The organism is Nocardia sp. SYP-A9097, from assembly GCF_009649815.1.
Classification (GTDB): Bacteria; Actinomycetota; Actinomycetes; order Mycobacteriales; family Mycobacteriaceae; genus Nocardia.
On record NZ_WJIC01000001.1, the window covers coordinates 523,153 to 548,863 of the forward strand.

General features: G+C 65.6%; 26 protein-coding genes. 15 read left to right on the plus strand and 11 right to left on the minus strand.

Translation table 11 applies throughout. The annotated features are described in order from the left end of the window. Positions 1-59 precede the first annotated feature (59 nt). The 7 genes from GFY24_RS02360 (at position 60) to GFY24_RS02390 (ending at position 5,783) form a co-directional block, all read left to right on the plus strand. Entirely contained in the window at positions 60-467 is a 408-nt protein-coding gene (locus tag GFY24_RS02360; RefSeq protein ID WP_153803245.1) for a molybdopterin-binding protein, read from the plus strand. Further along, a complete protein-coding gene (gene modA, locus GFY24_RS02365) occupies positions 455-1,216 on the plus strand; it encodes a molybdate ABC transporter substrate-binding protein (RefSeq protein ID WP_375335994.1) in 762 nt (253 codons plus the stop codon). The genes GFY24_RS02360 and modA overlap by 13 nt, the downstream gene beginning before the upstream one ends. Then, on the plus strand, positions 1,213-2,028 hold the full coding sequence (locus tag GFY24_RS02370) for an ABC transporter permease (protein WP_309230345.1): 816 nt from the start codon (positions 1,213-1,215) through the stop codon (positions 2,026-2,028). The genes modA and GFY24_RS02370 overlap by 4 nt, the downstream gene beginning before the upstream one ends. After that, a complete protein-coding gene (locus tag GFY24_RS02375; RefSeq protein WP_153803246.1) occupies positions 2,025-3,164 on the plus strand; it encodes a sulfate/molybdate ABC transporter ATP-binding protein in 1,140 nt (379 codons plus the stop codon). Before GFY24_RS02370 ends, GFY24_RS02375 begins: the two co-directional genes overlap by 4 nt. Before the next feature lie 101 nt (positions 3,165-3,265). Next, the gene (locus tag GFY24_RS02380; protein WP_153803247.1) at positions 3,266-4,018 is read left to right on the plus strand and encodes a LamB/YcsF family protein; all 753 of its coding nucleotides are present in this window, start codon (positions 3,266-3,268) and stop codon (positions 4,016-4,018) included. Positions 4,019-4,123: 105 nt separating this feature from the next. Further along, positions 4,124-4,903, plus strand: coding sequence for an allophanate hydrolase subunit 1 (locus tag GFY24_RS02385; protein WP_153803248.1), 780 nt, complete (start codon positions 4,124-4,126; stop codon positions 4,901-4,903). 25 nt (positions 4,904-4,928) lie between these two features. Next, the gene (locus tag GFY24_RS02390; RefSeq protein ID WP_153803249.1) at positions 4,929-5,783 is read left to right on the plus strand and encodes a biotin-dependent carboxyltransferase family protein; all 855 of its coding nucleotides are present in this window, start codon (positions 4,929-4,931) and stop codon (positions 5,781-5,783) included. Between the two features lie 14 nt (positions 5,784-5,797). On the opposite strand, the gene GFY24_RS02395 is transcribed toward GFY24_RS02390, so the two are convergent. From GFY24_RS02395 to GFY24_RS02405, 3 genes are all read right to left on the minus strand, one after another. Continuing rightward, a complete protein-coding gene (locus tag GFY24_RS02395) occupies positions 5,798-7,375 on the minus strand; it encodes a DUF4185 domain-containing protein (protein ID WP_153803250.1) in 1,578 nt (525 codons plus the stop codon). Continuing rightward, positions 7,348-8,709, minus strand: a complete 1,362-nt coding sequence (locus GFY24_RS02400) for an MFS transporter (RefSeq protein WP_153803522.1) — start codon at positions 8,707-8,709, stop codon at positions 7,348-7,350. Before GFY24_RS02400 ends, GFY24_RS02395 begins: the two co-directional genes overlap by 28 nt. A 74-nt stretch (positions 8,710-8,783) precedes the next feature. After that, entirely contained in the window at positions 8,784-9,254 is a 471-nt protein-coding gene (locus GFY24_RS02405) for an NUDIX hydrolase (protein ID WP_153803251.1), read from the minus strand. Positions 9,255-9,479: 225 nt separating this feature from the next. Between GFY24_RS02405 and GFY24_RS02410 the strand changes: the two genes are divergently transcribed. Together GFY24_RS02410 and GFY24_RS02415 are read left to right on the plus strand one after the other, a co-directional pair. Next, complete coding sequence (locus GFY24_RS02410; RefSeq protein WP_309230348.1) at positions 9,480-10,259, plus strand: pirin family protein; 780 nt, start codon at positions 9,480-9,482, stop codon at positions 10,257-10,259. Between the two features lie 67 nt (positions 10,260-10,326). Beyond that, positions 10,327-10,833, plus strand: coding sequence for a DUF4190 domain-containing protein (locus GFY24_RS02415; RefSeq protein WP_153803252.1), 507 nt, complete (start codon positions 10,327-10,329; stop codon positions 10,831-10,833). Here the strand turns inward: GFY24_RS02415 and GFY24_RS02420 are convergent. Next, positions 10,805-11,314, minus strand: a complete 510-nt coding sequence (locus GFY24_RS02420; protein ID WP_153803253.1) for a hypothetical protein — start codon at positions 11,312-11,314, stop codon at positions 10,805-10,807. The two genes, GFY24_RS02415 and GFY24_RS02420, sit on opposite strands and share 29 nt — an antisense overlap. 88 nt (positions 11,315-11,402) lie before the next feature. On the opposite strand from GFY24_RS02420, the gene GFY24_RS02425 reads away from it, so the two are divergent. The 3 genes from GFY24_RS02425 (at position 11,403) to GFY24_RS02435 (ending at position 14,711) form a co-directional block, all read left to right on the plus strand. Then, positions 11,403-12,275: a Scr1 family TA system antitoxin-like transcriptional regulator gene (locus GFY24_RS02425; protein ID WP_153803254.1), complete on the plus strand. Its 873-nt coding sequence runs from the start codon at positions 11,403-11,405 to the stop codon at positions 12,273-12,275. 10 nt (positions 12,276-12,285) lie between these two features. Next, positions 12,286-12,666: a DUF397 domain-containing protein gene (locus tag GFY24_RS02430; RefSeq protein WP_153803255.1), complete on the plus strand. Its 381-nt coding sequence runs from the start codon at positions 12,286-12,288 to the stop codon at positions 12,664-12,666. Between the two features lie 62 nt (positions 12,667-12,728). Then, complete coding sequence (locus GFY24_RS02435; protein WP_309230349.1) at positions 12,729-14,711, plus strand: M13-type metalloendopeptidase; 1,983 nt, start codon at positions 12,729-12,731, stop codon at positions 14,709-14,711. A 114-nt stretch (positions 14,712-14,825) separates the two neighbouring features. On the opposite strand, the gene GFY24_RS02440 is transcribed toward GFY24_RS02435, so the two are convergent. The 6 genes from GFY24_RS02440 to GFY24_RS02465 form a co-directional block, all read right to left on the minus strand. Continuing rightward, entirely contained in the window at positions 14,826-15,905 is a 1,080-nt protein-coding gene (locus tag GFY24_RS02440) for an ABC transporter ATP-binding protein (protein ID WP_153803256.1), read from the minus strand. A gap of 99 nt (positions 15,906-16,004) precedes the next feature. Further along, entirely contained in the window at positions 16,005-17,333 is a 1,329-nt protein-coding gene (locus GFY24_RS02445) for an ABC transporter substrate-binding protein (protein WP_309230350.1), read from the minus strand. 19 nt (positions 17,334-17,352) lie between these two features. Continuing rightward, on the minus strand, positions 17,353-18,144 hold the full coding sequence (locus GFY24_RS02450; protein ID WP_228565954.1) for a carbohydrate ABC transporter permease: 792 nt from the start codon (positions 18,142-18,144) through the stop codon (positions 17,353-17,355). Between the two features lie 56 nt (positions 18,145-18,200). Next, complete coding sequence (locus tag GFY24_RS02455) at positions 18,201-19,130, minus strand: carbohydrate ABC transporter permease (RefSeq protein WP_375335985.1); 930 nt, start codon at positions 19,128-19,130, stop codon at positions 18,201-18,203. Positions 19,131-19,416: 286 nt separating this feature from the next. After that, complete coding sequence (locus tag GFY24_RS02460; protein WP_375335986.1) at positions 19,417-20,313, minus strand: Ig-like domain-containing protein; 897 nt, start codon at positions 20,311-20,313, stop codon at positions 19,417-19,419. 294 nt (positions 20,314-20,607) lie between these two features. After that, positions 20,608-21,984 carry a cytochrome P450 gene (locus GFY24_RS02465; RefSeq protein ID WP_153803258.1) on the minus strand — a complete coding sequence of 459 codons (1,377 nt, stop codon included), beginning with the start codon at positions 21,982-21,984 and terminating at the stop codon, positions 20,608-20,610. 142 nt (positions 21,985-22,126) lie between these two features. On the opposite strand from GFY24_RS02465, the gene GFY24_RS02470 reads away from it, so the two are divergent. Next, complete coding sequence (locus GFY24_RS02470; RefSeq protein WP_309230351.1) at positions 22,127-22,762, plus strand: hypothetical protein; 636 nt, start codon at positions 22,127-22,129, stop codon at positions 22,760-22,762. Between the two features lie 80 nt (positions 22,763-22,842). On the opposite strand, the gene GFY24_RS02475 is transcribed toward GFY24_RS02470, so the two are convergent. Continuing rightward, positions 22,843-23,508: a serine protease gene (locus tag GFY24_RS02475; protein WP_153803259.1), complete on the minus strand. Its 666-nt coding sequence runs from the start codon at positions 23,506-23,508 to the stop codon at positions 22,843-22,845. A gap of 505 nt (positions 23,509-24,013) precedes the next feature. Between GFY24_RS02475 and GFY24_RS02480 the strand changes: the two genes are divergently transcribed. Next, positions 24,014-24,832: an ABC transporter permease gene (locus GFY24_RS02480; protein WP_153803260.1), complete on the plus strand. Its 819-nt coding sequence runs from the start codon at positions 24,014-24,016 to the stop codon at positions 24,830-24,832. Positions 24,833-24,836: 4 nt separating this feature from the next. Continuing rightward, positions 24,837-25,700 carry an ABC transporter permease gene (locus GFY24_RS02485; RefSeq protein WP_309230352.1) on the plus strand — a complete coding sequence of 288 codons (864 nt, stop codon included), beginning with the start codon at positions 24,837-24,839 and terminating at the stop codon, positions 25,698-25,700. The last annotated feature ends 11 nt before the right edge of the window (positions 25,701-25,711 follow it).

Genomic DNA, 25,711 nt, shown 5'->3' on the forward strand with positions numbered 1-25,711 from the left:
CCGCATGTGCGGATGCTTCCCATTGCTGTAACCGTATCTGCGGATCTATTCTCCTCCTCATGCCCGATATTCGGATTCGTGATGCCGCTCAGTTGCTGGGCGTCAGCGATGACACCGTGCGCCGGTGGATCGACACCGGAACGCTGTCCGCGCGCAAGGACGAGTCCGGTCGCCTGGTGGTGGACGGTGCGGAGCTTGCGGCCTTGGCGGTCGAGCAGGCCCGGACCCCGCAGACCCGGATGGGTAGTGCCAGTTCGGCACGAAATCGATTTCCCGGCCTGGTCACCAAGGTGGTGGCCGATACGGTGATGGCACAGGTGGAGATGCAATGCGGACCGTTCACGGTGGTTTCCCTGATGAGCAGCGAGGCGGTGCGCGAGCTGGGCTTGCAGCCGGGCAGCGTGGCGGTGGCGAGCGTCAAGGCCACCACGGTGGTGGTGGAGACCGTTCGCGAATCCGGCGTCTAGCCGCGGCGTCGGCCGCCCTGGCCGTGCTCGGCTCGGGTGCGCTGTCCGGTTGTGGCTCTTCGGATTCCGGCACGGGCACCACTACGGTGACCGTTTTCGCGGCGGCCTCGCTCAAACAGGTCTTCACCCAGTTGGGCACCCGGTACGAGTCGGCGCATCCGGGTACGAAGGTGGTGTTCTCCTTCGCCGGTTCGTCGGATCTGGCGGCGCAGTTGAATCAGGGCGCGCCCGCCGATGTCTTCGCCTCGGCGGATACCGCGAATATGGACAAGGTGGTGAAGGGCGGCCGGATCGGTACGGCGCAGCCGTTCGCGACCAACACCCTGACCATCGTCACTCCGCCCGGTAATCCGGCGCATATCGCGACGCTGGCGGATCTGGCGAAGCCGGGTGTGAAGCTGGTGGTGTGTGCGCCGCAGGTGCCGTGTGGTGCGGCCGCGAAGAGGGTGACCACCGCGGCGAATGTGGCTGTCGCGCCGGTGAGCGAGGAGTCCTCGGTGACCGATGTGCTCGGCAAGGTGACCTCGGGTCAGGCGGATGCGGGTCTGGTCTATGTCACCGATGCCGCGTCGGCGGGTAATAAGGTGACGGCGGTGGCGTTCCCGGAGTCGTCGTCGGCGGTGAATACCTATCCGATCGCGGTGCTGTCGGATTCGAAGTCCGCCGACGCGGCGCGTGGTTTCGTCGATCTGGTCAAGGGTGACGAGGGCCGGAAAGTGCTGACCCAGGCCGGTTTCGGTACTCCGTGACATCCCGCACCGGCATTCCGCCCTGGCTGTTGCTGCCCGCCGCGATCGGATTCGCGTTGGTGGCAGGGCCTTTGGTGGCTTTGACCGGTGCGGTGGATTGGTCGCATTTCTTCGAACTCATCACCTCGCCGGCCTCCCGGGACGCGCTGGAGTTGAGCCTGCGCACGTCCCTGGCGGCGGCCGCCCTGTGTCTGCTGTTCGGTGTGCCGATGGCGGCGGTGCTGGCGCGCACGCGGTGGCGCATTCTGCCGCTGTTGCGCGCAATGGTGTTGTTGCCCTTGGTGCTTCCGCCGGTGGTCGGTGGTCTGGCACTGCTCTCCCTGTTCGGTCGCCGCGGCCTGCTGGGTCGTGAGCTGGAGACCATGGGTATCCAGATCGCTTTCAGCACAACGGCGGTGGTGCTGGCTCAGACTTTCGTGGCCTTGCCCTTCCTTGTCATCACCCTCGAATCCGCCATGCGCACTGCGGGAGATCGCTATGAGCGCATTGCCGCCACTCTCGGCGCGCGTCCCGGCCACATCTGGTGGCGGGTGACCGTCCCGCTGCTGCGCCCGGCCGTAATCTCCGGCACCGTACTGGCTTTCGCTCGCGCGCTCGGCGAATTCGGTGCGACCCTGACCTTCGCGGGCAGCTTGCAGGGCCGCACCCGAACACTTCCCCTGGAGATCTATCTACAGCGCGAATCCGATCCGGATGCCGCCGTGGCGTTGTCCCTGCTATTGGTGCTGGTGGCGGCCGTCGTGGTCCTGATCGCATATCGCCGTGGCCCGGTGCGAACTCGGCGGTCGCGCGATGTGGAGCAAGGGATATGAACGAGGCTGCGGGACTGCGGATGTCGGCACGGCTGGCAGTGCGTGACTTCGAGCTGGAGCTGAATGTCGCGCCCGGTGAGGTGCTGGCGGTGCTGGGCCCCAATGGTGCGGGTAAGTCGACGCTGCTCGATGTGGTGGCGGGTCTGCTGACCCCCGATATCGGATCAGTGCGCTTGCACGAGCGGGTGCTGACGGATACCGCGAAAGGTATTGCGGTGCCGCCGCATAAACGCGAGGTGGCGCTGCTCGCTCAGGATCCGCTGCTGTTCCCGCACCTGTCGGTGGCGGCCAATGTGGCCTTCGGCCCGCGCAGCCGTGGCACCCGGGCGCGCGCGGCCGCGGCGGTGGCCCTGGAGTGGTTGCGCGCGGTGGACGCGGAGGAATTGTCCGGTCGCACACCGGATTCCCTCTCGGGCGGGCAGGCGCAGCGGGTTGCCCTGGCCCGGGCGCTCGCGGTGCGTCCCCGCGTGCTGTTGCTCGACGAACCGATGGCGGCCCTCGATGTCACGGCCGCGCCGGCCATGCGCGCATTGCTGCGCCGGGTGCTTCGTGACAATCCCGATGCGGCGCGGTCGAATACGCGCCCGGACTGCACGATTCTGGTGACGCACGACATTATCGACGCGGTGACCCTGGCCGATCGGGTGGCGGTGATCGAGGCGGGCCGGGTGGTCGAATCCGGTCCGGTGACAGAGGTTTTGGCGCGCCCGCGCAGTCGTTTCGCGGCCCGGATCGCGGGGGTGAACCTGATCCTGGGGCGGGCGGCCGGTGGTGGCAGTGCGGGGCTGAGCGCGGTCACCGACGGTGGTATCGAGGTGTACGGCCGGACCGGGGAGACCGGGCTACCCGCCGATTCGGTGGTGTCCGGCCGGGCGGCGGCCGTGTTCTCCCCGGTCGCGGTGGCGGTGCATCGGGAGCATCCGGAGGGCAGTCCGCGCAATGTGTTCCGGGTGCGGATAGCCGAGATGGAGGATCGGGGCGGCATCATCCGGGTGCGTGGCGCGGACGGTCCGGGTGCGGCGGCCGGTCTGGCGGCGGATCTGACCCCGGCGGCGGTGGCCCAGCTGAGCCTGACCCCCGGGCTGGATGTGTATTTCGCGGTGAAGGCCACCGAGGTAGAGGTCTACGCCTACTGACCGGGTCCGGGCCGGCGGTGGCAGCGCCCGGTGATGGCTCGCGCCACGAACAATCCGGTCCGGTTGTTGTAGGCGGCGGCTCGCGCGACCACAATCGGGGCATGACCGTGGACCTGAACAGCGACCTGGGCGAGGGCTTCGGCGCGTACCGCATGGGCGATGACGCCGCCATGCTGGACGTGGTCACCAGCGCGAATATCGCCTGCGGTTTCCACGCCGGGGACCCGTCGATCATGCGCCGCACCTGCGCCCTCGCGGTCGAGAAGGGTGTCCGTATCGGCGCGCATGTCGGCTATCGCGACCTGCCGGGCTTCGGTCGCCGCGCCATGGCGGTGACCCCCGCCGACCTGCGCGACGAAACCCTCTACCAACTCGGCAGCCTGGACGCCTTCGCCCGAGCCGCCGGTGATCGGGTCCGCTATGTCAAACCCCATGGCGCGCTCTACCACGCCGCAGCGGCCGATCCGGCCTTGGCGAATGCCATAGTCACCGCCATGCGCGAATTCGATTCGGCCCTGGCGCTTCTCGGTCCGGCAGGAACCGAAATGGAGTCCGCCGCCCGCGCCGCCGGAACCCCTTTCCTGGGTGAGGGTTTCGCCGACCGCGCCTACACCCCCGAGGGCCTGCTGGCTCCCCGTGGCCTCCCGGGCGCGGTGCTCGCTCCGGATGAGGCGGTGGCCCAAGCCCTTTCGATAGCCCGCTCCGGCAAGGCCACGACGGTCGACGGCGGCACCGTAGCGGTCTCCGCCGCCAGCATCTGCGTCCACGGCGATTCCCCCGCCGCCGTGGAAATGGCCCGCCGCATCCGCGCCGCCTTGGACGAGGCCGCAATCCCGGTCCGCCCCTTCACCTGATGGCCACATCATGAGCGCCGAAACGTATTCCGTCCGAGCTCGCGCGGCCGTGGGCCGGGCCGCGTCTACCGCGGGCGGTTGTGGCTCCGCTGACGTCGCTATGCGATGGGAAGCCCGCACTACTGCGTCGGTGCACGAGTGGAATTCGCCGTGACGGCTGATATCCGCGCGGCGGGAGATCGTGCGCTGCTGGTGATTCCGTCATCGCGGGCGATGGTGATGGATCTGGTGGCGGCGCTGCGGGTACGGCCCGAGGGTGTGGTGGATGTGCTGCCCGCGGCGGAGACGGTAATGGTCACATTGTCCGCGCCGACGGCTGCCGAATCGGTGCGCAAGCAGCTGAATACGCTGCTAGCACAACTGGAGTCGGATGCCTCGGTCGCGGCCGGCGGCCGTACCGTGCCCGGTTGGCGTCCCGCGCGTGCTGACCGTGCGGAGCAGCCGGTGCGCGGCAATGGTTTCCGTGATGAACCGATCCGCATTCCGGTCCGCTATGACGGTGCGGATCTGATCGATGTGGCGCGACTGCTCGGTCTGACCCCGGCCGAGGTAGTTCTCCAGCACACCGCGACCGAATGGCGTTGTGCCTTCGTGGGTTTCGCCCCCGGCTTCGGCTATCTGGAATCCCCGGACGGCCGCCTCACCGTCCCTCGCCGCCCGCAGTCCCGCACCGCGATTCCTCCTGGCGCGGTGGCCTTGGCGGGTGGCTATTCCGCCGTCTACCCCCGTCGCAGCCCGGGTGGCTGGCAGTTGATCGGCACCACCGACGCGCCGCTATGGGATGTCGACCGCGACCCGCCGGCCCTGATTCGCGCCGCCACCCGGGTCCAATTCGTCGACGTGGAAGCAGGTTTCGCAGGATGCGCACCGGAGTCCGCGTTGTGATCGGCACGGCAAGCCCGGGTCGCCGATGATTCGCGTGGAGCGGGTCGGCCCGCTGGCTACGATCCAGGATCTGGGTCGTCCCGGTTGGTTCGATTCCGGTGTCGGTATCGCGGGTGCGGCCGATCGTGCTTCGCTGCGTCTGGCCAATCGCCTGGTCGGGAATCCGGAGGGTGCGGCCGCGATCGAGGTGCTGCTGGGTGGTCTGGAGGTGCTCGCGGAAAGTCGTCTCACCCTTGCTGTCACCGGTGCCGCCGCTCCCGCCTCGGTGGACGGTCGTCCGGTGGGTGCGGCGAGTGTGCTGGAAGTCGAAGAGGGGCAACGGCTTCGGCTGGGCTTCGCGACGACGGGTTTGCGTAGTTATGTGGCGGTGCGCGGCGGTATCGCGGTGTCGCCGGTGCTCGGATCCCGGAGCCGCGACACGCTTTCGGGCATCGGCCCGGATCCGTTGCGCCCCGGTGATCTGCTGCCGGTCGGTGCGCCGCCGCGCGAATACCCGATTGTGGATGTGGCCCCGGTGCCGCCGCCGGAGTCCGGTCTGCTCACCGTGCATGTCATACCGGGTCCCCGGGATGACTGGTTCACCAGTGCCGCAGCACTATTCGAGGGTGAATGGCAGGTGTCCTCGGAGACCGACCGTATCGGCGCACGCCTGGATCGGCGGTACGGGCCGGCTCTGGAGCGTTGCGCCGATGCCGAATTACCCACGGAGGGAATGGCTCTGGGCTCCATCCAGGTCCCGCCGAGCGGTCAGCCGGTGGTCTTCCTGGCGGATCACCCGATCACCGGCGGCTATCCGGTGATCGGGGTGGTGGTCGATGCCGAGGTGGATCTGGTGGCGCAGGCGCGGCCGGGTCAGGCCATCCGCTTCCGCCGTCGCTGAGCCGAAACCTGTTCTCAGTTCTGCTGATCGAGCTTCGCGTGCATGAGATACACGTTGTAGCTGTTCCATGTCGACACCGTGAAGTACAGGTCCTTCGCGGTCGACCAGGGATGGATGAACCCGCCGTACGCGGTCGGGTAGTCGTCGGTGTCGACCAGCGCGACGGGTTCGGTCCAGCTGCCCTGCGGTTCGGCGGCGGTGCGCAGCACGATGGCATGCCGTTGCAGGTCCAGGTACACCATCTGCCACCGTTGACTGTCCCGGTCGTAGTGGATGGAGAGTTCGCTGGCGGTGCCGGAAACCAGTGGGGTGGCGAGTAATTGGTCGGCCCCGTCGGCGGCGGCCCAGCCGCCGTTGATCCAGTACTGGTAGGCGGTTTTGTTGAGGACCTGGTCCTTGGGCACGCGGGCGAGCCCGATGACGCCCATGCGCCCGTTGGGGGTGCCGTACATGTAGACGTAGTCGCCCTGCGGCACCATGGTCGCGACCTGGAAGCGGCCCAGTCCGAACAGGTTGTCCCAGCGTGCCCATTGGGATTTGGTCCAGGTGCGGCCGTTGTCGTCGGACCAGGCGATGCCGCCGTGGTTGGTCCACCACATGCCCGGGATCTTGCTCCACCGGTTGATGGACATATAGCTGAGGTACTGCCGATCGCCGACGGCGAAGCCGGAGGTCGGGATGGTGGTGATCTCGTAGTTGCGGATCTTGCGGCTGTTCAGGATCTCGGTGGCGTGGCAGCGGGTGTCCTGGACGAAGCTGTCCAGCAGCAGCCCCTGGGACAGGTCGCGATTGCTGCTGTAGGCGATGGTGTTGCTGCGCCAGTCCTGTTGGTCGGTGCCCGCGCCGACGGGTTCCCAGCCCTTGCCGAAGGTGTCGCCGAAGACGACGGCGATCTGACCGGGCTGGTTCTCCCACATCAGGCCGAGGTCGGTGCCGTCGACGGACCAGCGGGTGTCGGTGCGATTGGGTGAGCCGTGCCCGGTGACCTGGTTGACCAGTTCGACGGAGTCGACCGCGGGCACCGCGATCGGCGGCACGCTGGGTGCGGCGGCGGGCGGCTGCACAGCGGCGGCGGGTAGCGGCTGCGGTTCGGGTGGTTCGCCGCCGGGGACCGGGATCGGAATGGGTTCGGTCTCGGGCTGCAGTTCGATCTTGGGCAGCGGCAGTGGGCCGTTGCCGGAGGTGTTGCCGCCGGGTGCGGTGGTGGTGGGCGCACCGGTCGGATTGCCTTCCGGCGGTGCGGCTTCCAGCGTCGGCTCGGTATTGTCCCGGACATCCGGGCAGGGCGCGGCGCACGGATCGGCGGGCATCGCCGCGGCGTCGATCCGGGTGTTGTCGGGCTTGGGCCCGGGCACCTGCACGGTGGTGAGCTGCGGTACCGGCACCTGGATGCGAATCGTCGGATCGGGTTGGGGCGCGGCGGCATCCGGGTTGGGCTGCCGCTTCAGTGGGTCGAATCCCGTTTCGCCGCAGCTGTTCACCGGCGGTGCCTGCCAGGCCGGGACGGCTACCGCGGGCGCTGCGGGTAGCAGTATCGCGCCGATGGTGAGCACGCCGGACAGGATCAGGCCGTCGGTGGTTCGGAATCCCATTTGTCTCCCGGTTTTGATCGAGGCGATATTAGCGCGATGGCGGCAATGCCCACGCAGTACACACCGGCGGCCGCGATCACCACTGCCGGTGACCGCCCGTCGGCCGGAATCCACAGTGCGGTGCCTGCGAGTGCGCCCACGTAGGTGATGTTGAAGATGGTGTCCTGCAGGGCGAATACCTGTCCGCGATGCAGGTCGTCGATATCGATCTGCATGGCCGCGTCACCGGTGAGTTTGATGGTCTGCCCGGCCAGTCCGAGCAGGAACGCCGCCGCCAGCAGGCATAGTTCGGCGCGGCGCTCCCCGGTGCCGTCGGCGATGGTGATGGGCGTGACGAGCGTCAACTGCACCACGATGGCGGTGAGCAGTCCGGCGACCACGGTGCGTGAACGGCCCAGGCGCGGAATGAGAATGGGCGCGACCACCGCGGCGGTGAGCATGCCCGCCCCGGTCGCGGAGATGGCGGCGCTGAATTTGGCGATGTGATGCCCGCCCCCGCCGGTCCCGCTGGTTTCGGAGCCGCGCCGCAGTACCAGCACCATGAGTAGCGTGTCGGCACCGAATACGGCTCGGTGCGCGGCGATTCCGATCATGGCGGTGGTGACTTCGCGTGAATGCCAGGCGGCCGTGGCCCCGGACCGCAATCCGGCCGCGATGGCGCGCAGTGAGCTTTCGGGCTGTGCCGCTGCCCCGGGCTCGCCTGGATCGGGTCCGAGTGCGTGCCTGCGGAATCCCGCCGCCGCGATGGCTCCGACGACGGATCCGAGGGCGCTGACCGCGACCGCTGCCGCCGAGGCGGCATCACCCGCGCCGATGGTGGCGATGAGCCCGAAGGCGATGCCCGCGCCGAGGATCGCGCAGCCCGCGGCCACGGTCGCCAGCATCGAGTTGGTGGCCACCAGGCGTTGCTGGGCGAGCACGCGCGGCAGCGAAGCCGACACGCCCGCACCGACAAACCGCGACACGCCCACGACGGAGAGTGCGAGTAAGAGCAGCGGCGTCTCGCGCACCCCACCCAGCAGGCTGACCGCGGTCACCGCGATCAGCAATCCGCGCAGGATATTCGCGATGAGCAGCACCGTGCGGCGGTCCCACCGGTCCAGCAGCGCGCCCGCGTACGGCCCGATGATCGAGTACGGCAGCAGCAGCGCCGCGAAGCCGCCGGCAATGGCGAGCGGATCGGTTTCGCGCTCCGGATTGAACAGGATCGCCCCGGACAGCGCGGCCTGGAACATGCCGTCGCCGAATTGCCCCGCCAGTCGCACGCTCGCGAGCCGCAGCGCGCCGGGACTCTCGTGCAGCGCGGTGCGCAATGTGCTCAGCCCGTGCCGCATTCGATCCAGGTGGTGCCGTGCGTGGTCCGGTGTGTGGTGCGGCGGCGCGGAGTTCGGTTCGGTCCCGGGTTCGCTCACCTGGCGGGATGGGTGGTGACGAGTGCGAATACGGCGGCGCGCATATCGTCCGCCATGGGTAGGTTGTCCACGCCGTCGGCGTCGATCCATTGGAATTGATCGTGTTCGCCGGGTGCGAGCAGTACCTCGCCCGCTTCGGCTTCGACTACGAAGCTGTATTTGCGCACCCGGGATTTGGTGCGGGTGGCGTAGTCGAATCCGCCGAGTACGTCGGTGATTCGCAGTACGCGCAGTCCGGTCTCTTCGAAGAGTTCGCGTTCGACGCATTGCGCGAAGCTCTCCCCGGATTCCACTCCGCCGCCCGGGAGTTCGTACATGCCCCCGTGATAATCATCGGCAACACGCCGTACGACCAGGAGTTTTCCCCCACGGAAAACGGCCACGCCCACGACGAAGTGGGTGATCCCCTCGCTGTTGGCCTGCTGCCGGAGTTCGCGTTCGATGCCCGCGAGTACGTCGGGTCGCATCCCCTTGCTCTCCCTCCGGTTTCACTTGCGGCACATCATGATACGGTCGCCGACCGCACCCCGCCGGCAGGGTGTGAACAATAGCGCCCCGGTGTCCTGCCTGGTAGGCGGCGTACGGGCGGCGCTGCTCGCACGTTAGAATTTAACCCGGAATTCAGCTGGGTCGCCGAATGTGCCCCTTATCCTGGATTCTGATCGGTGCACGCCGGTGAGAGGAGTAGGGCGGTGTCCACGCTCACGACACCACACATCGATGTCCATCGTGGCGGCGACCGCATGAAAACCCGTGTGGCGTGGCTGGATTCGAAGCATTCGTTCTCGTTCGGTGAACATTACGATCCCGAGAACACCCATCATGGGCTTTTGCTGGTGAACAACGAGGACATCGTGTTGCCGGGTGAGGGGTTCGAAACTCATCCCCATCGCGATATGGAGATCATCACCTGGGTGCTCAGTGGCAGCCTGGTGCATCAGGATTCACTCGGCCACAACGGCGTGATCTATCCGGGGCTGGCGCAGCGGATGAGCGCGGGCTCGGGGATCCTGCATTCGGAGAAGAACGATTCGTGGCGGCTGAGTACCGCGCCCGAACACGATGAACCGGTGCATTTCGTCCAGATGTGGGTGGTTCCGGACGAGCCGGGTAGCGATCCGGGTTATCAGCAGCTGGAGGTCGACGACGAGTTGGCGCGCGGCGGGCTGGTGACGGTCGCCTCGGGCCTGCCCAGATACCGCGATCGCACGGCCATCGTCATCGGCAGTAGTCATTCGGCGCTGCACGTGGCGCGGATGCCCGGCATTTCGGAGGCACGGGAGGTTCGACTACCCGAGTCCCCCTACCTGCATGTGTTCGTCGCGCGCGGTGAGGTGGAGTTGGAGGGGGTCGGCACGCTCTACGAGGGTGATGCGGTGCGGATGGCGCGCAGTGGTGGGCAGCGGGTGATCGCGAACCTGCCGTCGGAGATTCTGGTGTGGGAGATGCATGCTCGCCTGGGTGGGCAATAGCATGCGTTAACGCCTGATCACAGCGCCGGCGATACCGGGAGCAGCACCCGACGGAAGGACGACGCCCATGTCGCAGTACCCGCCTCCTGGTAATTTCGGTGAGTACCCCCCGCCGCCCCCGCCCGGCGGCTATCCGCCGCCCGGTGGTCAACCGCCGCAACAGTATTGGCAGGAGTCGCCGAAGGGTAAGGGCCTCGCGGTCACGGCCCTGGTGCTCGGCATCATCGCGGTGGTGACCTTCTGGACCGTCATCCTCACCGTGGTGGGTGTCTTCTTCGGTTTGCTCGCGGCCATTTTCGGGCTCATCGCCATGATGAAGGCGCGCCGCGGCACCTCCGGTGGTTTCGGTATGGCGGTGGCCGGTCTGATCCTGGGCCTGTTGGGCCTGATCGGCGGCATTGTGGTCGGGATTCTGGTCTGGGTGGTGTTCAAGGACAATGGCGGCACCGATCTGGTGGATTGCCTGAACAAGGCCGGTAATGACAAGGCCGCGCAGCAGCAGTGCCAGAACGATTTTCAGCAGCGCATCGAGGACAAGTTCAGCGTCACACCGACTCCGGTCCCCACCCGCTGATTTGCGGCAAGGGCTGTACCGGACGGCATTCGCGGGTGGCGCCGACGACTTCGGCGAGCTCGGGCCGAAAGTCGTTGTCCGGTGGGCAGATCCAGGATCGGTAGCCGCTGTACTCATCGGCCGGGGAGGGCAGCACAATGTGGCTACCGGGCAGCGCCACCGCCGCGCAGTCCCGGAACAGGTCGGAGAACAGGGAGTTGTCGAGGTAGGAGTCGTCGGTGGGGCCGGTCAGGAAGGTCCAGCGGCCGGAGCGCGGATGGCTGATTACGGGTCCGCAGCGCTTTCGCGCCAGCAGGTGGTCGCGGACGCGGCGACCCAGGTCGGCGGGCATGGTGACGGCGCCGACGGAGCCGACCTCCAACATGATTCGGCCCAGCGCGGAGTCGACTATCCCGTAGAGGCCATGCTCCTTGCGGTAGCGCCGGCAGCGGGCCAGTGCCTCCTGGGTGGCGGTGTACGAGGACGGGTCCAGCGCGCTCATGGCGAACCTCCTGCTACCGACAGTATTCGCCCGCAATCGGTATGACAATAGTCACACGCCGGTGAGTTCGGGCGTAGCATCGGCAGTCATGGCGCCCGTTTCACCCACCGTGGCCCGGTGGGAGCTGGTACTCCGATTGCGGGAGCTGCGCGAGCAGCGTGGCTTCGATTCGGCGACCTTCGCCAAGCGGGTCGGCTTCACCCCGGCCAACTGGTCCCACGTGGAGAAGGGTCGCCGGGTTCTCACCGCCACCACCATCGGCCCGGTGCTGGAGCTGCTGGAGGTGGATGGCGAGGAGCGGGACGAACTCCTCGAATTGCTCACCGCCAGTAAGGATCGCGGGTGGTGGGCCAAGTCCTCGGCCCTGATCGGGCCGGAGTTACAGCGCTACTACGGCATGGAATTCGGTGCCGAGAGCATTCGCAGTTATGACTCGCTGGTGGTCCCCGGCCTGCTGCAGACCGAGGAGTACACCCGGGCGCTCATCAGCGCCGACGTCATGATCCGCCCGGTGCAGGTGGAGCAGCTGGTGGCGATCCGGATGCGCAGACAGGAACGATTACGCGATGCCGATCGGCTGGAGTTGACCGCCGTCGTCGGCGAGGCCACGCTCATGCAGCAGATCGGCGGCCCGAAAGTCCTTCGGGGACAACTGGAACACTTGGCAACACTCTTGGATGACCTGGATTCGGTGACGGTGCGGGTGATTCCGTTCGCCGCCACCCGCGGTGCGATTCTCGGCGCCTCCAGTTTCCATCTGCTGGACTTCACTTCGACCGCGCTGCATACCTTCGGCTGGGTGGAGAGCGCGGTTTTCGGTGGGGCCGTGGATGATCCGGAGATGATTCGCGATCTGGATTTCGCATTTGTGCGTGCAAAAGACCAATCACTCAGTCGTGCAGAGTCTTTGGACATGATCAAGAGTTATTCGCAAGGGTGGGAGACACATGCGAGACGGTAATATGCTGCCCATGCTAGAAACCGCGAAGTATCATCCGGAATCTACCGGTTGGTTCACGTCGACCCGCACGAATAATGGAAATCAGTGTGTTGAGGTCCGATTCGACGGTGCGGCGGTGTTCATCCGTGACAGCAAGTACCGGCGGAATCCGGCCAACAGCGCACTCGATGAGCCCATCATCACTGTCAGCGCAGTCGAATGGATGTCCTTCCTGACAATCCTGCGGGACCGTCCCGGCGCTGCCGCAGCGCTCACCTCGACCACCGCCTCGGACGGATACACCACCCTCCGGTCCGGGGAGATCGGTCTCGTCTACACCCCTGGCGAATGGGATGCCTTCCTGGCCGGCGTTCGCGATGGTGAGTTCGACCGGCTGCCACTCGCCGCCTGATCTTGTTTTCGCTCTCCGCGTGATCCCGCCGCAGCCGCGCCGCGATCGGCATACTGGAGGGCGTGACTTCGCAGCTGACGCCTCCCTCCGGTATCGATCTGTCCTTCCGCAATGAGGGTGTGCGGGTGCAGGACGACCTGTTCGCGCACGTCAACGGCGAATGGCTGGATAAATACGACATACCGTCGGACCGGGCGGTGGATGGTGCCTTCCGCACGCTCTACGACCAGGCCGAGCGGGATGTGCAGCAGATCATCCAGGAGGCGGCCGCCTCCGATGCCGTGTCCGGTAGCGAAGAGCGCAAGATCGGCGACCTGTACAACAGCTTCATGGACACCGCGGCCATTACGGCCGCGGGCCTGTCCCCCATTGCCGGTGAACTGTCCGCCATTGCCGCGGTGCGCGATCCGACCGAGTTCGCCGCGCTGATCGGCCGGCATCAGCGGACCGGTGTGGGCGGCGCGATGGCGTTCTATGTCGATACCGATGACAAGAACTCCGAGCGCTACCTGGTGCACACCTCGCAGTCCGGTATCGGCCTGCCCGACGAGTCGTATTACCACAAGGACGAGCACGCCGAGATCCGCGACAAGTACGTCGCGCATATCGGCCGTATGTTCGCGCTGGCCGGTTTGGATTACGACGCGCAGCGGGTATTCGAGCTGGAAAAGAAACTGGCGCAGGGGCATTGGGATGTGGTGCGCCGCCGCGATGCCGAAAAGAGTTACAACCTCACCACTTTCGATGCACTGGCAGCCGAGAATCCCGAATTCGACTGGGATGCCTGGACTTCCGCGCTCGCCGAGGGTTTGGATCGCTCCGGCCCGGAGCTTTTCGCGGAACTCGTGGTGCGCCAGCCTGATTACGTGCGCACCTTCGCCCAACTGTGGGCGTCGGAGTCGCAGGACGATTGGAAGGCTTGGGCGGCTTGGCGAGTGGTCAAGGCCCGCGCCTCCTACCTCACCGATGATCTGGTCGAGGAGAGCTTCGACTTCTACGGTCGCACCCTGACCGGTGCGCCGGAGAACCGCGAACGCTGGAAGCGCGGCGTCTCGCTGGTGCAGGATCTGCTGGGCGAGGCCGTCGGCAAACTGTATGTGGCCCGGCACTTCCCGCCCGCCGCCAAGGCCCGCATGGTCGAGTTGGTGGAGAACCTGCAGGAGGCGTACCGCCGCAATATCGCCGACCTGGAGTGGATGGGCCCGGACACCCGGCAGGCGGCGCTGGCCAAGCTGGAGAAGTTCACCCCGAAGATCGGCTACCCGGACGAGTGGCGCGACTATGCCGCGGTCACCGTCGATCCGGCCGATGTGGTCGGCAACTACCGCAGTGGCTATGCGGCAGAACACGATCGGGACCTGGACAAGCTGGGTGGCGCGGTGGATCGCGGCGAATGGTTCATGACCCCGCAGACCGTGAACGCCTACTACAACCCGGGCATGAACGAGATCGTCTTCCCCGCGGCGATTCTGCAGCCCCCGTTCTTCGATATGAACGCCGACGACGCCGCCAATTACGGTGGTATCGGCGCGGTCATCGGCCACGAGATCGGCCACGGCTTCGACGATCAGGGTTCGAAGTACGACGGCGACGGCAATATGATCGACTGGTGGACCGAGTCCGATCGCACCGAATTCGGTAAGCGCACCAAGGCTTTGATCGACCAGTACAACGCCTTCTCCCCCAAGGACCTCACCGACGACCACAAGGTCAACGGCGAATTCACCATCGGCGAGAACATCGGCGACCTGGGCGGCCTCACCATCGCCCTGGCAGCCTACGAAATCGCCATGGAAGACAAGGCAATTCCCGTCCTGGACGGCCTGACCGGCCTCCAGCGCGTCTTCTTCGGCTGGGCCCAGGTCTGGCGCACCAAGGCCCGCCAAGAGGAAGCCATCCGCCGCCTCGCCGTAGACCCGCACTCCCCACCCGAATTCCGCTGCAACGGCGTAGTCCGCAACCTCGACAGCTTCCACGACGCGTTCAACGTGAAACCGGGCGACGAGCTCTACCTGGATCCGGTGGAGCGCGTGAAGATCTGGTGATGGTCCCGGGGCCTTCGTAGCGGCCCCCCGCGATCACCTCCGAACCTCGCTGGAACGTAATGTCCCGCAGGGTATTCGGCTACGAAGGCCCCGGGTACAGCCCGGCGTGCCCCGCTACGAAATCCGCAGTTCGGTCTCCGCGTCGAAGAAGAAGAGTTCGTCCTGCTTCGGGGTGAGGTAGAGCTTGTCGCCCAGGGCTACTCGGAAGCGGCGGTCTACGCGGGCTACTACTCGGCCGGAGCGGCTGGACCATTCGTCGGTGACGCCGTGAGAGTAGAGGAAGGATTCGGAGCCGAGTTCTTCGAGGAGTTCGACCTCTACCGCCAGGGAGTTCTCCGGGTCGGTGGTTACTTCCCAGGATTCGGGGCGGATGCCGACCACTACCTTGTCGCCGGAGAACTTGTGTAGCAGTGGGATTCGGAGGTCGTTGAGGATTGCGGCGCCGTCGCGGACGGGTGCGGTCAGCAGGTTCATGCCGGGTGAGCCGATGAAACCGGCGACGAACGTGTTCACCGGGTTGTCGTAGAGCTCGCGGGGCGCGGCGATCTGCTGGAGTTGGCCGTCTTTCATGACCGCTACCCGGTGGCCCATGGTCATGGCCTCGACCTGGTCGTGGGTGACGTAGACGGTCGTTGTGCCGAGACGTTTCTGCAGGGCCGCGATCTGCGAACGGGTCGAAACCCGCAGTTTCGCATCGAGATTCGACAGCGGCTCGTCCATGCAGAAGACCTGGGGGCGGCGAACGATGGCTCGGCCCATGGCTACGCGCTGGCGCTGGCCGCCGGAGAGTTTGGCGGGTTTGCGGTCCAGCAGGTCTTCCAACTCGAGCATGGCGGCGGCTTCCTTGACCTGAATCAGGGTGTCGGCCTTGCTCATTCCCGCATTGCGCAACGCGAAGCCCATGTTCTCGGCGACGGTCATATTCGGGTAGAGGGCGTAGCTCTGGAAGACCATGGCCACGTCGCGGGAGCGCGGCGGCAGGCCCGTGACATCGAGGCCGCCGATGCGAATTCGCCCGGCGGACACCGCTTCCAGGCCCGCCAGCATGCGCAGACTGGTGGATTTGCCGCAGCCGGACGGTCCGACCAGGACCAGGAATTCGCCGTCGGCGATATCCAGGCTCAGGTCTTCGACCGCGGGGCGGGGCGCACCCGGGTAACTGAGGGAAACACCCTCGAACTGCACAGTCGCCATGCCGGCGGGTCTCCCTGTCTGATTTTCGCGCCGGCGGGGGCCTACGTGGTTACGCGGGCTGCCGCCTCCGGCCCCTGACGCCGGCGCGAGGGCTTGTGATTACTTGGGCAGCTTGGGGGTGATCTGCCGGTCGATGATCGTCTGCAGCTGGCTGCTGATATCGGCGAAAGCGCCTGTCACATCGCGGTTTTGCAGGCCGATCTGCTCCATACCGGTGCCGATGATCTGGTCGCCGCCGGGCACGAAGACGCGTGCGAAGTCCTGCGACTTGGTGACCGCGAGCTGATCGATGGCGGTCTTGGAGTTCGGGTTCTTGGCCAGGAAGTCCTGCTCGCTCGGATCGCTCAGCGCCGACTTGCGGACCGGCATGTATCCGGTGCCCTGCGAGAAGTACGCGGTATTGGCCGCATTGGTGATGAACTCGATGAATTTGAGCGCGTTCGCCTTACGCCCGTCCGAGATGCGTGACGGAATCGCCAGGCCCGCACCACCGGTGGTGGCGCCCGCGCCGGACGGATGCGGCAGGAAGGCGGTGCCGACGGTCAGCTTGCCCTCGGCGTTCTTCATGATGCCCTTGAGGTCGCCGGTGGAGGCGATGGTGGAGCCCAGAATGCCGGTGCCGAATTCGGTGGCGATCTGCGGGCGGATGGCCGCGTACTTCTTCACATTGATCATGTCGCTGAAGAACTGGCCCGCCGCAATGGATTTCGGGTCGCTGAACTTCAGCTTCCAGTCGTCGGAGTAGCCGCCGCCGAAGGTCCACATCGGCCCCTGGAAGGTCCAGCCCAGGTAGTTCTTGGCGTCGCCCCAGCCGTGCGCCCACTTGTCGCCGCCCATGACGCCCTGGATCTTGGGGCCCCACTCGTCGAATTCCTGCCAGGTGCTGGGGCCGCGGTCCGGGAGTCCGGCCTTGGACCAGACATCCTTGTTGTAGTAGAAGACCTGCGTCGAGCGCGCGTACGGCAGCGCGTAATGCTTGTTGTTGAACTTGTAGTCGTTGGCCAGCGAGTCCACGTAGTCGTCGAGTTTCACTCCGGCGGAGCCGAAGTGCGAGTCGAGGGGTTCGATGGTGCCGTTCAGCGCGTAGTTGAACCACCAGACATCGGACAGCACAACGACATCGGGCAGTTCGCCGCCGGAGAGCGCCGCGTTGAACTTCTGCGACACCTCCTCGTAGTTCTTGCCCGCGTCGACCAGGTTGACCTTCAGATCCGGGTACTTGGCCTGGAACCGGTTGATGAGCTCGTTCTCCAGGTCCTTGGAGGTGCCGGGGTGGTTGGACCAGAAGGTGATGGTGTTCGAGTCACCACCCTGCTTGCTGCCGCCACCGGATCCGGCGCAGGCGGTCAGCGCCAGCCCGGCCGCGGTGGCTCCGGCCAGCCCGATGAACCCGCGTCGAGACAGTGCGGGGAAACGTGCTTCGGACACAGGAATCTCCTTCTGGGACTTAACCCTTGACCGCACCGGAGGTGAGGCCCTTGATCATGTGACGCTGTAATGCGAGGAAGACGATGAGAATGGGCAGCATGGTGAGCAGGGTTCCGGCCATGACCGGACCCCAGTTGGTGACGCTCGGGTTCTCGGTGTTCTGCAGCAGGGTCAGACCGACCGGCAGCGTGGCGACGCGCGCGTCATCGGCCATCAAGAACGGCCACAGGTATTCGTTCCATTCGTTGACGAGCGTGACCACCGCGAACGCCACCATGGTCGGCCCCGACATGGGCAGCACCACCCGGGTGAGCAGCCGCCACCAGCCCGCACCGTCCATCCGCGCCGCCTCGATGACCTCGGCGGGCAGCGACAGGAAGTGATTGCGCATCAGGAACGTGCCGAAGGCGACCCCGCACAGCGGAACGATGATGCCCTGGAACGTATTTCGCCAACCCAACTGCGCGACCAGCGCGTAATTGGAGATGACGGTGATCTGATTCGGCACCATGAGCGCGGCGATGATCACCAGGAACAGCACCGTCTTACCCGGAAACCGCAGGAAGACAAGGCCGTACGCGCTGAGCACGCCGAGCACGAACTTCACCGCCGAGATGATCCCGGTGATGATGATCGAGTTCCGCAGGAAGCTCCAGAACGGCAGCGCGGTGGTGGCCTCGCTGTAGTTCTCCGGATGCCAGGAGTGCGGCCAGTACACGGCGGGCTGGGTGTAGATGTCACCGCGTTCCTTGAACGAGGTGATGACGATCCAGAACAGCGGCACACCGACGATGATCAGGACGCACACCATGGCCAGGTAGCCGAAAATCGTTGCCCAGCGGGCATTGTCGAGACGCTTCAACAGGCTCACTGTTCATTCCGATCCATGATGCGCACCTGCACGAGGGTCACGGTCAGCAGCACCAGGAACATGATGGTGGCGACCGTCGCGCCGTAGCCCGCCCGGAAGTTCCGGAAGGACTCCTCGTAGACCTGGAACACCATGGTGGTGGTGCCGGTGCCGAGCGGTCCGCCGCGCGTCATCACATTGATGATGTCGAAGACCTGCAGCGAATTCAGCAGCACGGTGATGGACAGGAAGAACGTGGTGGGCCGCAGCTGCGGCAGCAATACCCGGGTGAAGGTGGTCCAGCTGCTCGCGCCGTCGATCTCGGCGGCCTCCATCAGATCGGCCCGAGTGCCCTGCAGCGCAGCGAGATAGATGACGAAGGTGTAGCCGAGGTTCTTCCAGATGTAGGTCACCGTGATCATGAACAGCGCCCAGTGCGGGTTCTGATAGAAGTCGGGTGCCTTGTCGACGCCGAGTTTGTGCAGCACATCCTGCACCAGGCCGAAGCCCGGATCGAAGATGAACTGGAAGGCCACGCCGATGGCCGCGCCGGAGATGACGAATGGCGCGAAGATCGCGGAGCGGACCACATTGCGCCCGAACAGTTTCCGATCCAGCAGCAGGGCGAGGGCCAAACCCAGCACCATACTGCCCACAACCGCCGCGATGGTGAATACGACTGTGTTGCTTACGATTTGCCACGAGTCGTGGCGGCCCCACCACTCCCGGTAGTTCTCGACGCCGATGAAGGTGGCGGAGGTGTCCGAGATATTGAAGTCGAAGAACGACAGCCGAATATTGTCGATCAGCGGCCGGTACACAAAGACCGAGAGCAGCACCAGGTTTGGTGCGACGAGCACCACGAACAGCGCATAGTCCTGCCAAGGTCTACCACGCCAACCACGTCCCGGAGGTTGCGGAAGTACTCGTTCGGGACTCGATCTCACCCGCGCAGCGTGACGGTTGCTTGCGACTAGCCGGTAACGACTGGATGCCGCCTGGTTGAATAGTCGGCGTGCTGGCGCAACCGAACGTTCACCGGACGCACCCGCTGGTGGCGCGGACATGCCGCGAATAGTACGGGCGGCCAGTCTCTTTCAAGACCGAATACCGAATCTCCAATTTCCAACAAAGTGAACGAGCCCGCGCGCTCATCCCTCCCCGGAACGCACGTACGCCCCGCCCGTATCGGGCGGGGCGTACGAAAATTCTTGTCTGCCTGAGGCGGAACCGCTAGTTCCAGTCGCCCCAGCCGTCGCTGGTGCTGAGGGTGCCGCCGGCGGTGTTCTTCACAACCACCGGGTCACCCTTCTTCACATTGTCCATGTACCACTTGGCGTCTTCGGTCGAGACGTTCAAGCAACCGTGCGAGCTGTTCGACTTGCCCTGCTGCGCGACGCTCCACGGCGCGGCGTGCACGAAGATGCCGCTGTTGGACATGCGGGTGGCGTACTCGACCTCGAGCTTGTACCCCTCGGGCGCGGTGGTGGGCACGCCGTAGGTGGAGGAGTCCATGATCATCTTGCGATTGCGCTCGCTGACGATGTACGTGCCGTTCGGGGTCTCGTGCCCGGTCTTGCCCATGGAGGTGGGCATGGTCCGCACCACCTCACCATTGCGGGTGACCACGATCTCGTGGGTGGTGTCGTCGGCGGTGGCGACGAACTCGTCGCCGATCTCGTAGGCGGACTTGGTGCCGCCCGCCTCGACGGTGACCTTGGAGCCGGACGGCCAGAACTCCTCGGGCCGCCAGCGCACCTGGCTGTCACCGCGCCAGTAGAAGTGGCCGTCCACCTTGTTGGTGGAGGTGATGCGAATGGACTTCTCGGCGGCGGCGTGATCGCCCACCGGCTCCTTGAAGTTGATGATGATCGGCTGCGCCACACCCACCACGTCGCCGTCACCGGGGGTGACGTTCGGGGCGGTGAAGCTGGCAGGCGGCAGCGGCGAGTTCGCGCCCGCCGCGGTCGGCAGGTCGCCGGGCTTGGGCTGCGGCATGACGGCGGAGGGCACACTCGGCACTTCCGGGCCGCCCGGCCATAGCGGGGCTGCTGAGGCGGGCGCGGCCACCACGGCTCCGGTCGCCGCGATGACGGCGAGGGAAATCAGTCCATACCGGGTGATGCGCACAGCTAGGTGTCCTTCCGATCCTTGTTCATACGCAGATCGCGGGCAGACTTCACCCGCGTTAGGCCCCAACCCCAGGTTCATTCCTACCCTGCGATCGCGGGCCTGCCAATCGGCTTGTGGGAGTTATGCATACGACCCAGTAAGTGTGGTTCAGGTCACATATGCGTGAGATGCCGAATTGTCGGGTGTTATCGCCGTTCGCGTCGGCGATTCCCGAATCGGACCAGATGCTCCGTCTTAACCACTGTACGGGTGCTGTCAAACCTGGTTGTGAGGGAAGTCACTCGAGTCGCGTCAGGCTTCGAGGATATCGAAGGTGATGGCGGCATGCGGACCGGTCGCAATATTGTGTGGCACCGTCCATGGCGTGCGCCCGCGCGCGAACCGCGGTGACAACCGTAAACGCACCGCGCCCAGCAGGGTGGCAAGCACGATTCGCAACTCGTAGTCGGCAAGCGCCGCACCTATACAGCGCCGGTGCCCACCACCGAACGGCGCGAATTCGAATGGGCTGTACCGGCGTTCGAGAAACCGCTCGGGCCGGAAGCGGTGTGGCTCGGTCCACACTTCGGGGTCCGAGTGCAACAGGTGAACCGAGAGCCCCATGGTGTCCCCCGCCACCATGGGTGTACCGCGGAGCTCGAAATCACCGGTGAGCCTGCGCAATACGATCGGCACCGGCGGATGCAGCCGCAGCGTCTCCTGGCAGACCGCGTCCAGGTAGGGCAGTTCGGCGAGTTCGATGGGATCGAGATCCGTTCCGGCGGAGGCGAGTTCGTGTCGCAACCGGGCGAGCGCCGAAGGCTCGCGGTGCAGCCGGTACAGCGCCCACACCAGGACCGTCGCGGTGGTCTCGTGTCCCGCGACCAGCAGGGTGCGCAATTGTTCGCGCAGGTCGACATCGTTCATGGCGCTGCCGTCCGCGTATCTGGTCTCCAACAGCATGGCGAGCATGTCCGCGCCGTCATGACCGCCGCCGGTGCGCCGCCGGTCGATCTCGGTATCGATGAGCGCGTCCAGTCGATCTCGCGCCGCCGTGAATCGCTCCCAGCCCGACAAGCCGAACATATTGCGCCGCAAGGCCGGAACCAGGAACAGCGGACCGCCGAAGGAGGTGAGGAATTCCGTTGTGGCGGAGGTGTATTCGGCCAGCAGCCGGGGTTCCTCGATTCCGAACACCGCCGCCAGGATCACCCGTAATGTCATGGCGCGCGCCGCTTCTCGTGCGTCGACCCGGGTTCCGGGTCGCCAGGCCCGCCCGGTGCGGCCGCCATCGAGCTCGTCCCGCGCCGCATCGCGAATGATCTTGCCGTAGGCGCTGATTCGACTCCGGTGCAAGGCCGGAGCCATGACCGCGCGCTCCTTCCTGTGTCGCTCCCCGCGCGCGAGGATCAGCGAGGCCGGACCGACCATCGGCTCGATGGGATTCGGCAGCGGTGGTTCCAGTAATTCCACCGGCGCCCGGAATATCTCGCGTGCGCCCGCCGGTGTCCCGGTGAAGACCGCCGAGCCGAAGGCCGGGAAGCGCATGAGGAAGGGATCGCCGTCCCGTTCGCGCCGCCAGCCGAAGTAGCGCTCCAGGTCGGCTCCGGCGGCGAGCGCGTGCAGCGGTACCAGCCGGGGTTCGCGCAGTGGCGTCCCGGGGCCGTCCGATCGCGCCGCGGTACTCATGCCTTCCTATACGTGTTCACTACCGCCTCCGGTTCGAGCTCGGGTTGGTGAGTGGCCCCATGAGTCGACTGTTGTCGTATATGTCGTGTATGCATGGGCATTGAACTCAAAGCTTGATGTTTCTCAAATTTAGGATAGTTGCGTGTTGCGTCAGCAGATCTCCGCCCGGATTGCCGCCCCGGCCGTCTCCGCCGCCGCCCTGCTGCTCGCGGGCTGTGGCTCCACCATCTCCGGTAACCCGGTGGCCGCCCCGCCCGGCCTGGACTCCGCGGTCTCCACCACGAGTGCCAAGCCCTCGGGTAAGCCGAGCCCCGGTCGCCCGACAACGACCACCACTCCCGCCGACAAGGGTGGCGATACCGACTTCCAGGCCAGCATCGGCGATTGCGTGAAGCTCGGCGGCACCACCGACAACGCCAGCATCCACAAGGCCACCTGCGGGAGCAAGGACTCCAATTACAAGGTAGTCGCCAAGGCGCGCACCAACTCCCAGTGCCCCACCGATGTGGATCAGGCCTACTACGAGACCATGGCGGGCATCGAGACCGGCGCCATCTGCCTCGATATCGACTGGGTCGTCAACGATTGCCTGGATCTGGGGACCAAGGGCAGCGGCAGCGATCCCAAGCGCATCGACTGCTCCACCCGCGGCGCGGCCAATGGCGTGAAGGTGCTCGCGATCATGAAGAACAGCACCAGCGTCGACGAGTGCGCCGACGGCGACTCGGGCTATGTCTACGACGAGCGCAAGATCGTCATCTGCGTCAATACGCTGTAGCGCAGGGCGATTCGGCGCGGGGTAATACAGAGCGGGGCGGTGATCCATCGGATCACCGCCCCGCTCGATACTTTTGGTGCTCAGATCGGGTAGTACCCCGCACCGGTTCCGCCGCGCGCGTTCAGGTCCGCCATGATCGAGGACATATTCGTCCCGACCTCGGGCCCGAAGCAGGCGATGGCCAGGTACGCGTTGACCATGCCGACCAGCGTGGTGCCGACGACGACGGGAGCGCCGGAATCGCCCTCCACCACGCACATCTGGCTCCAGGTCTCGATATTGCTGGAGAACACGTCACCCCAGGAGAGTCCGCAGGTATTGCCGGTGGTGCGGCCTTCCTTGCAGACGATCATCGGGAAGTTCGGCGGTCCGCCGAGCCCGGTGATGGTGACATTGCCGATCCGGTTGACCGGTATGACACGGTCGCCGTAGAACTCGATGACCGCGTAGTCCAGATCGTGGTTCGAGTAGACGAACTTGCCGATCTGTCCTGCGCCCCTGTCCTTCTCGGCCCAGACCTTCGCACCGGGGTCGCCGCAGTGTCCCGCGGTGAGGCCGACCAGTCGCCCGGCACTGTCGTGTCCGATGGTGGTGACGGTGCACTCGAACATGTCGTCGATGATGATGCCGGAGCCACCACCGATGACTGCCGGTGCGGGGTCGGCATTCGCGGCCCCGGCGCCGAGCAGCGCGGTGCTCAGGGCTACAGCGAAGGCGCCGGCCACACCGGCGAGTTTCCTGAACATGTCCCTCCAGATGTCGGAAGCCGCTCGAATCAAGCTGCGGAACTCATCCTGTCAGTATTCGCGCCCGGAGGCTGCTTGTACTGCCACATGTTGCCGAGCCGTGTCCTGCTCGTCTTCGGGCGCGATACCGAGTTGGATGCGAGTTATGGGCTTAATGCATAACTCACTTCGATTTCCGATAAATTCTCTCCGATTAATTCTTACCTGTTAGGGCGTCACTTCTAATGAAATGACTTCAACTTAAGTTGGAAAGTAGAACAAGTTCTAGATGTCTGCCTGGTTCTTCAGCTCGAAAACCTGCCTTGATCTGCCTGTTCACCCCCGTTCATAGAACGTGATCCGCCTCTATGACCGGAACCACAACGACTGGTGTGTTTTTTCTAACTCCGTAGTAAGGTGCGTCAAGCAAACAGTCGCCGGGAGCGGGTAAACCCGGCGTCGAGAGGGGTAGTCAGTGCAGTTGACCAAAAGTCTGGGTGGGCAGGGGGGCCCGACGGAGTCACGGATGAACGCAGCCGTGGACTGGGCCAAGGGGTACTGGCGAGATCATCCCAAGCGGTCGCTCGAGACCGGCGGCCGGATGATGGCCATGGGCGTGTCGGCGGTCGCCGAACTGTTCATCGCGATCTTCCGCAAGCGCTTCCCCTTCGCGGAGTTCGTCCGGCAGTGCGCGTTCATGGCGAATGTCGCCGCGGCGCCCACCCTGCTGGTGGCCATCCCCATCGGTGTCATCGTCTCCATTCAGGTCGGCTCGGTCGCCGGACAGGTCGGCGCGACCTCGTTCATCGGCGCCGCCAACGGCCTCGGCATCATTCAGCAGGGCGCGCCACTGGTCACCTCGCTGATGATCGCGGGCGCGGTCGGCTCCGCCATCACCGCCGATCTCGGCTCGCGCACCATCCGCGAGGAGATCGACGCCATGCGGGTGATGGGCGTTGACCCCATGCGCCGCCTGGTCGCCCCCCGGCTCGGCGCGGCCATGCTGGTCTCCGTATTACTGTGCGGCTTCGTGGTTTTCGTCGGCTTCCTGACCGGCTACGTCTTCAATATCTTCGCGCAGGGCGGTACCCCCGGCTCCTACGTAGGAACTTTCGCTTCGTTCGCCATCACCACCGATCTGTTCGTGGCGCTGCTGAAGTCACTCATCTTCGGTCTGCTCGCGGCGATCATCGCCTGCGATTCCGGGCTGAATGCCCGCGGCGGCCCGGGCGGTGTCGCCAACTCGGTGAATACCGCGGTGGTCATGTCCGCGGTGATGCTCTTCGGTGTGAACCTGATTCTCACTCAGGTCTACAACTCCCTGTTCCCACCACAGATGGTCTGAAGTCGTGTCAGCAACGTATGTTCCGCCGCTGCTGCGGCCGCTCCAGCGAATCAAGGGTGTGGCTTCCTCGCCGCGTGACTTCGTCGCGCGCATCGGCCACCAGGTCTTCTTCTTCCTGCGCTCGCTCGGTTCCATGCCGATGGCGTTCAAGCACTACCCCAAAGAGGTGTGGCGGCTGCTGTCCGACGTCACCTGGGGCAACGGCAATCTCATTGTCGGTGGCGGGACCATCGGCGTGGTACTCATCCTGTCCGCGTTCGGCGGTATGACCGTTGCCATTCAGGGCTACACCTCGCTGAACCTGTTGGGGCTCAGCCCATTGACGGGTGCGATCTCCGCCTTCGCGACCACTCGCGAGCTCGGGCCGATGCTGGCAACACTGGCTTTCGCGGCGCAGGCGGGTTGCCGCTTCACCGCGCAGCTCGGCGCCATGCGCATCTCCGAGGAGATCGACGCACTGGAATCGGTTGCCATCCGGCCACTTCCGTACCTGGTGAGTACCCGCATGATCGCGGCCATGGTCGCCATCGTGCCGCTGTACTGCCTGGCCCTGCCGTTCGCGTACATCTCCTGCGCGCTCACCGTGCAGTTGATCGGCGGCACCGCGTCGGGGACATTCCAGCACTACTTCTATCAGTTCCTGATACCGCACGATGTGCTGTACTCACTGCTGAAGGCGATCATCTTCGTCGCGATCACCACGTTCATCCAGTGCTACTACGGGTTTTTCGCCTCCGGCGGCCCGGAGGGCGTGGGTGTGGCGGCCGGTCGGGCGATCAAGTACTGCATTATCGCCGTGGTTTTCGCGGACCTGTTCATCACCTTGGCCATCTGGGGTGTCAACCCCGGCATCCGGATCTCGGGATAGGGGGCGCACAG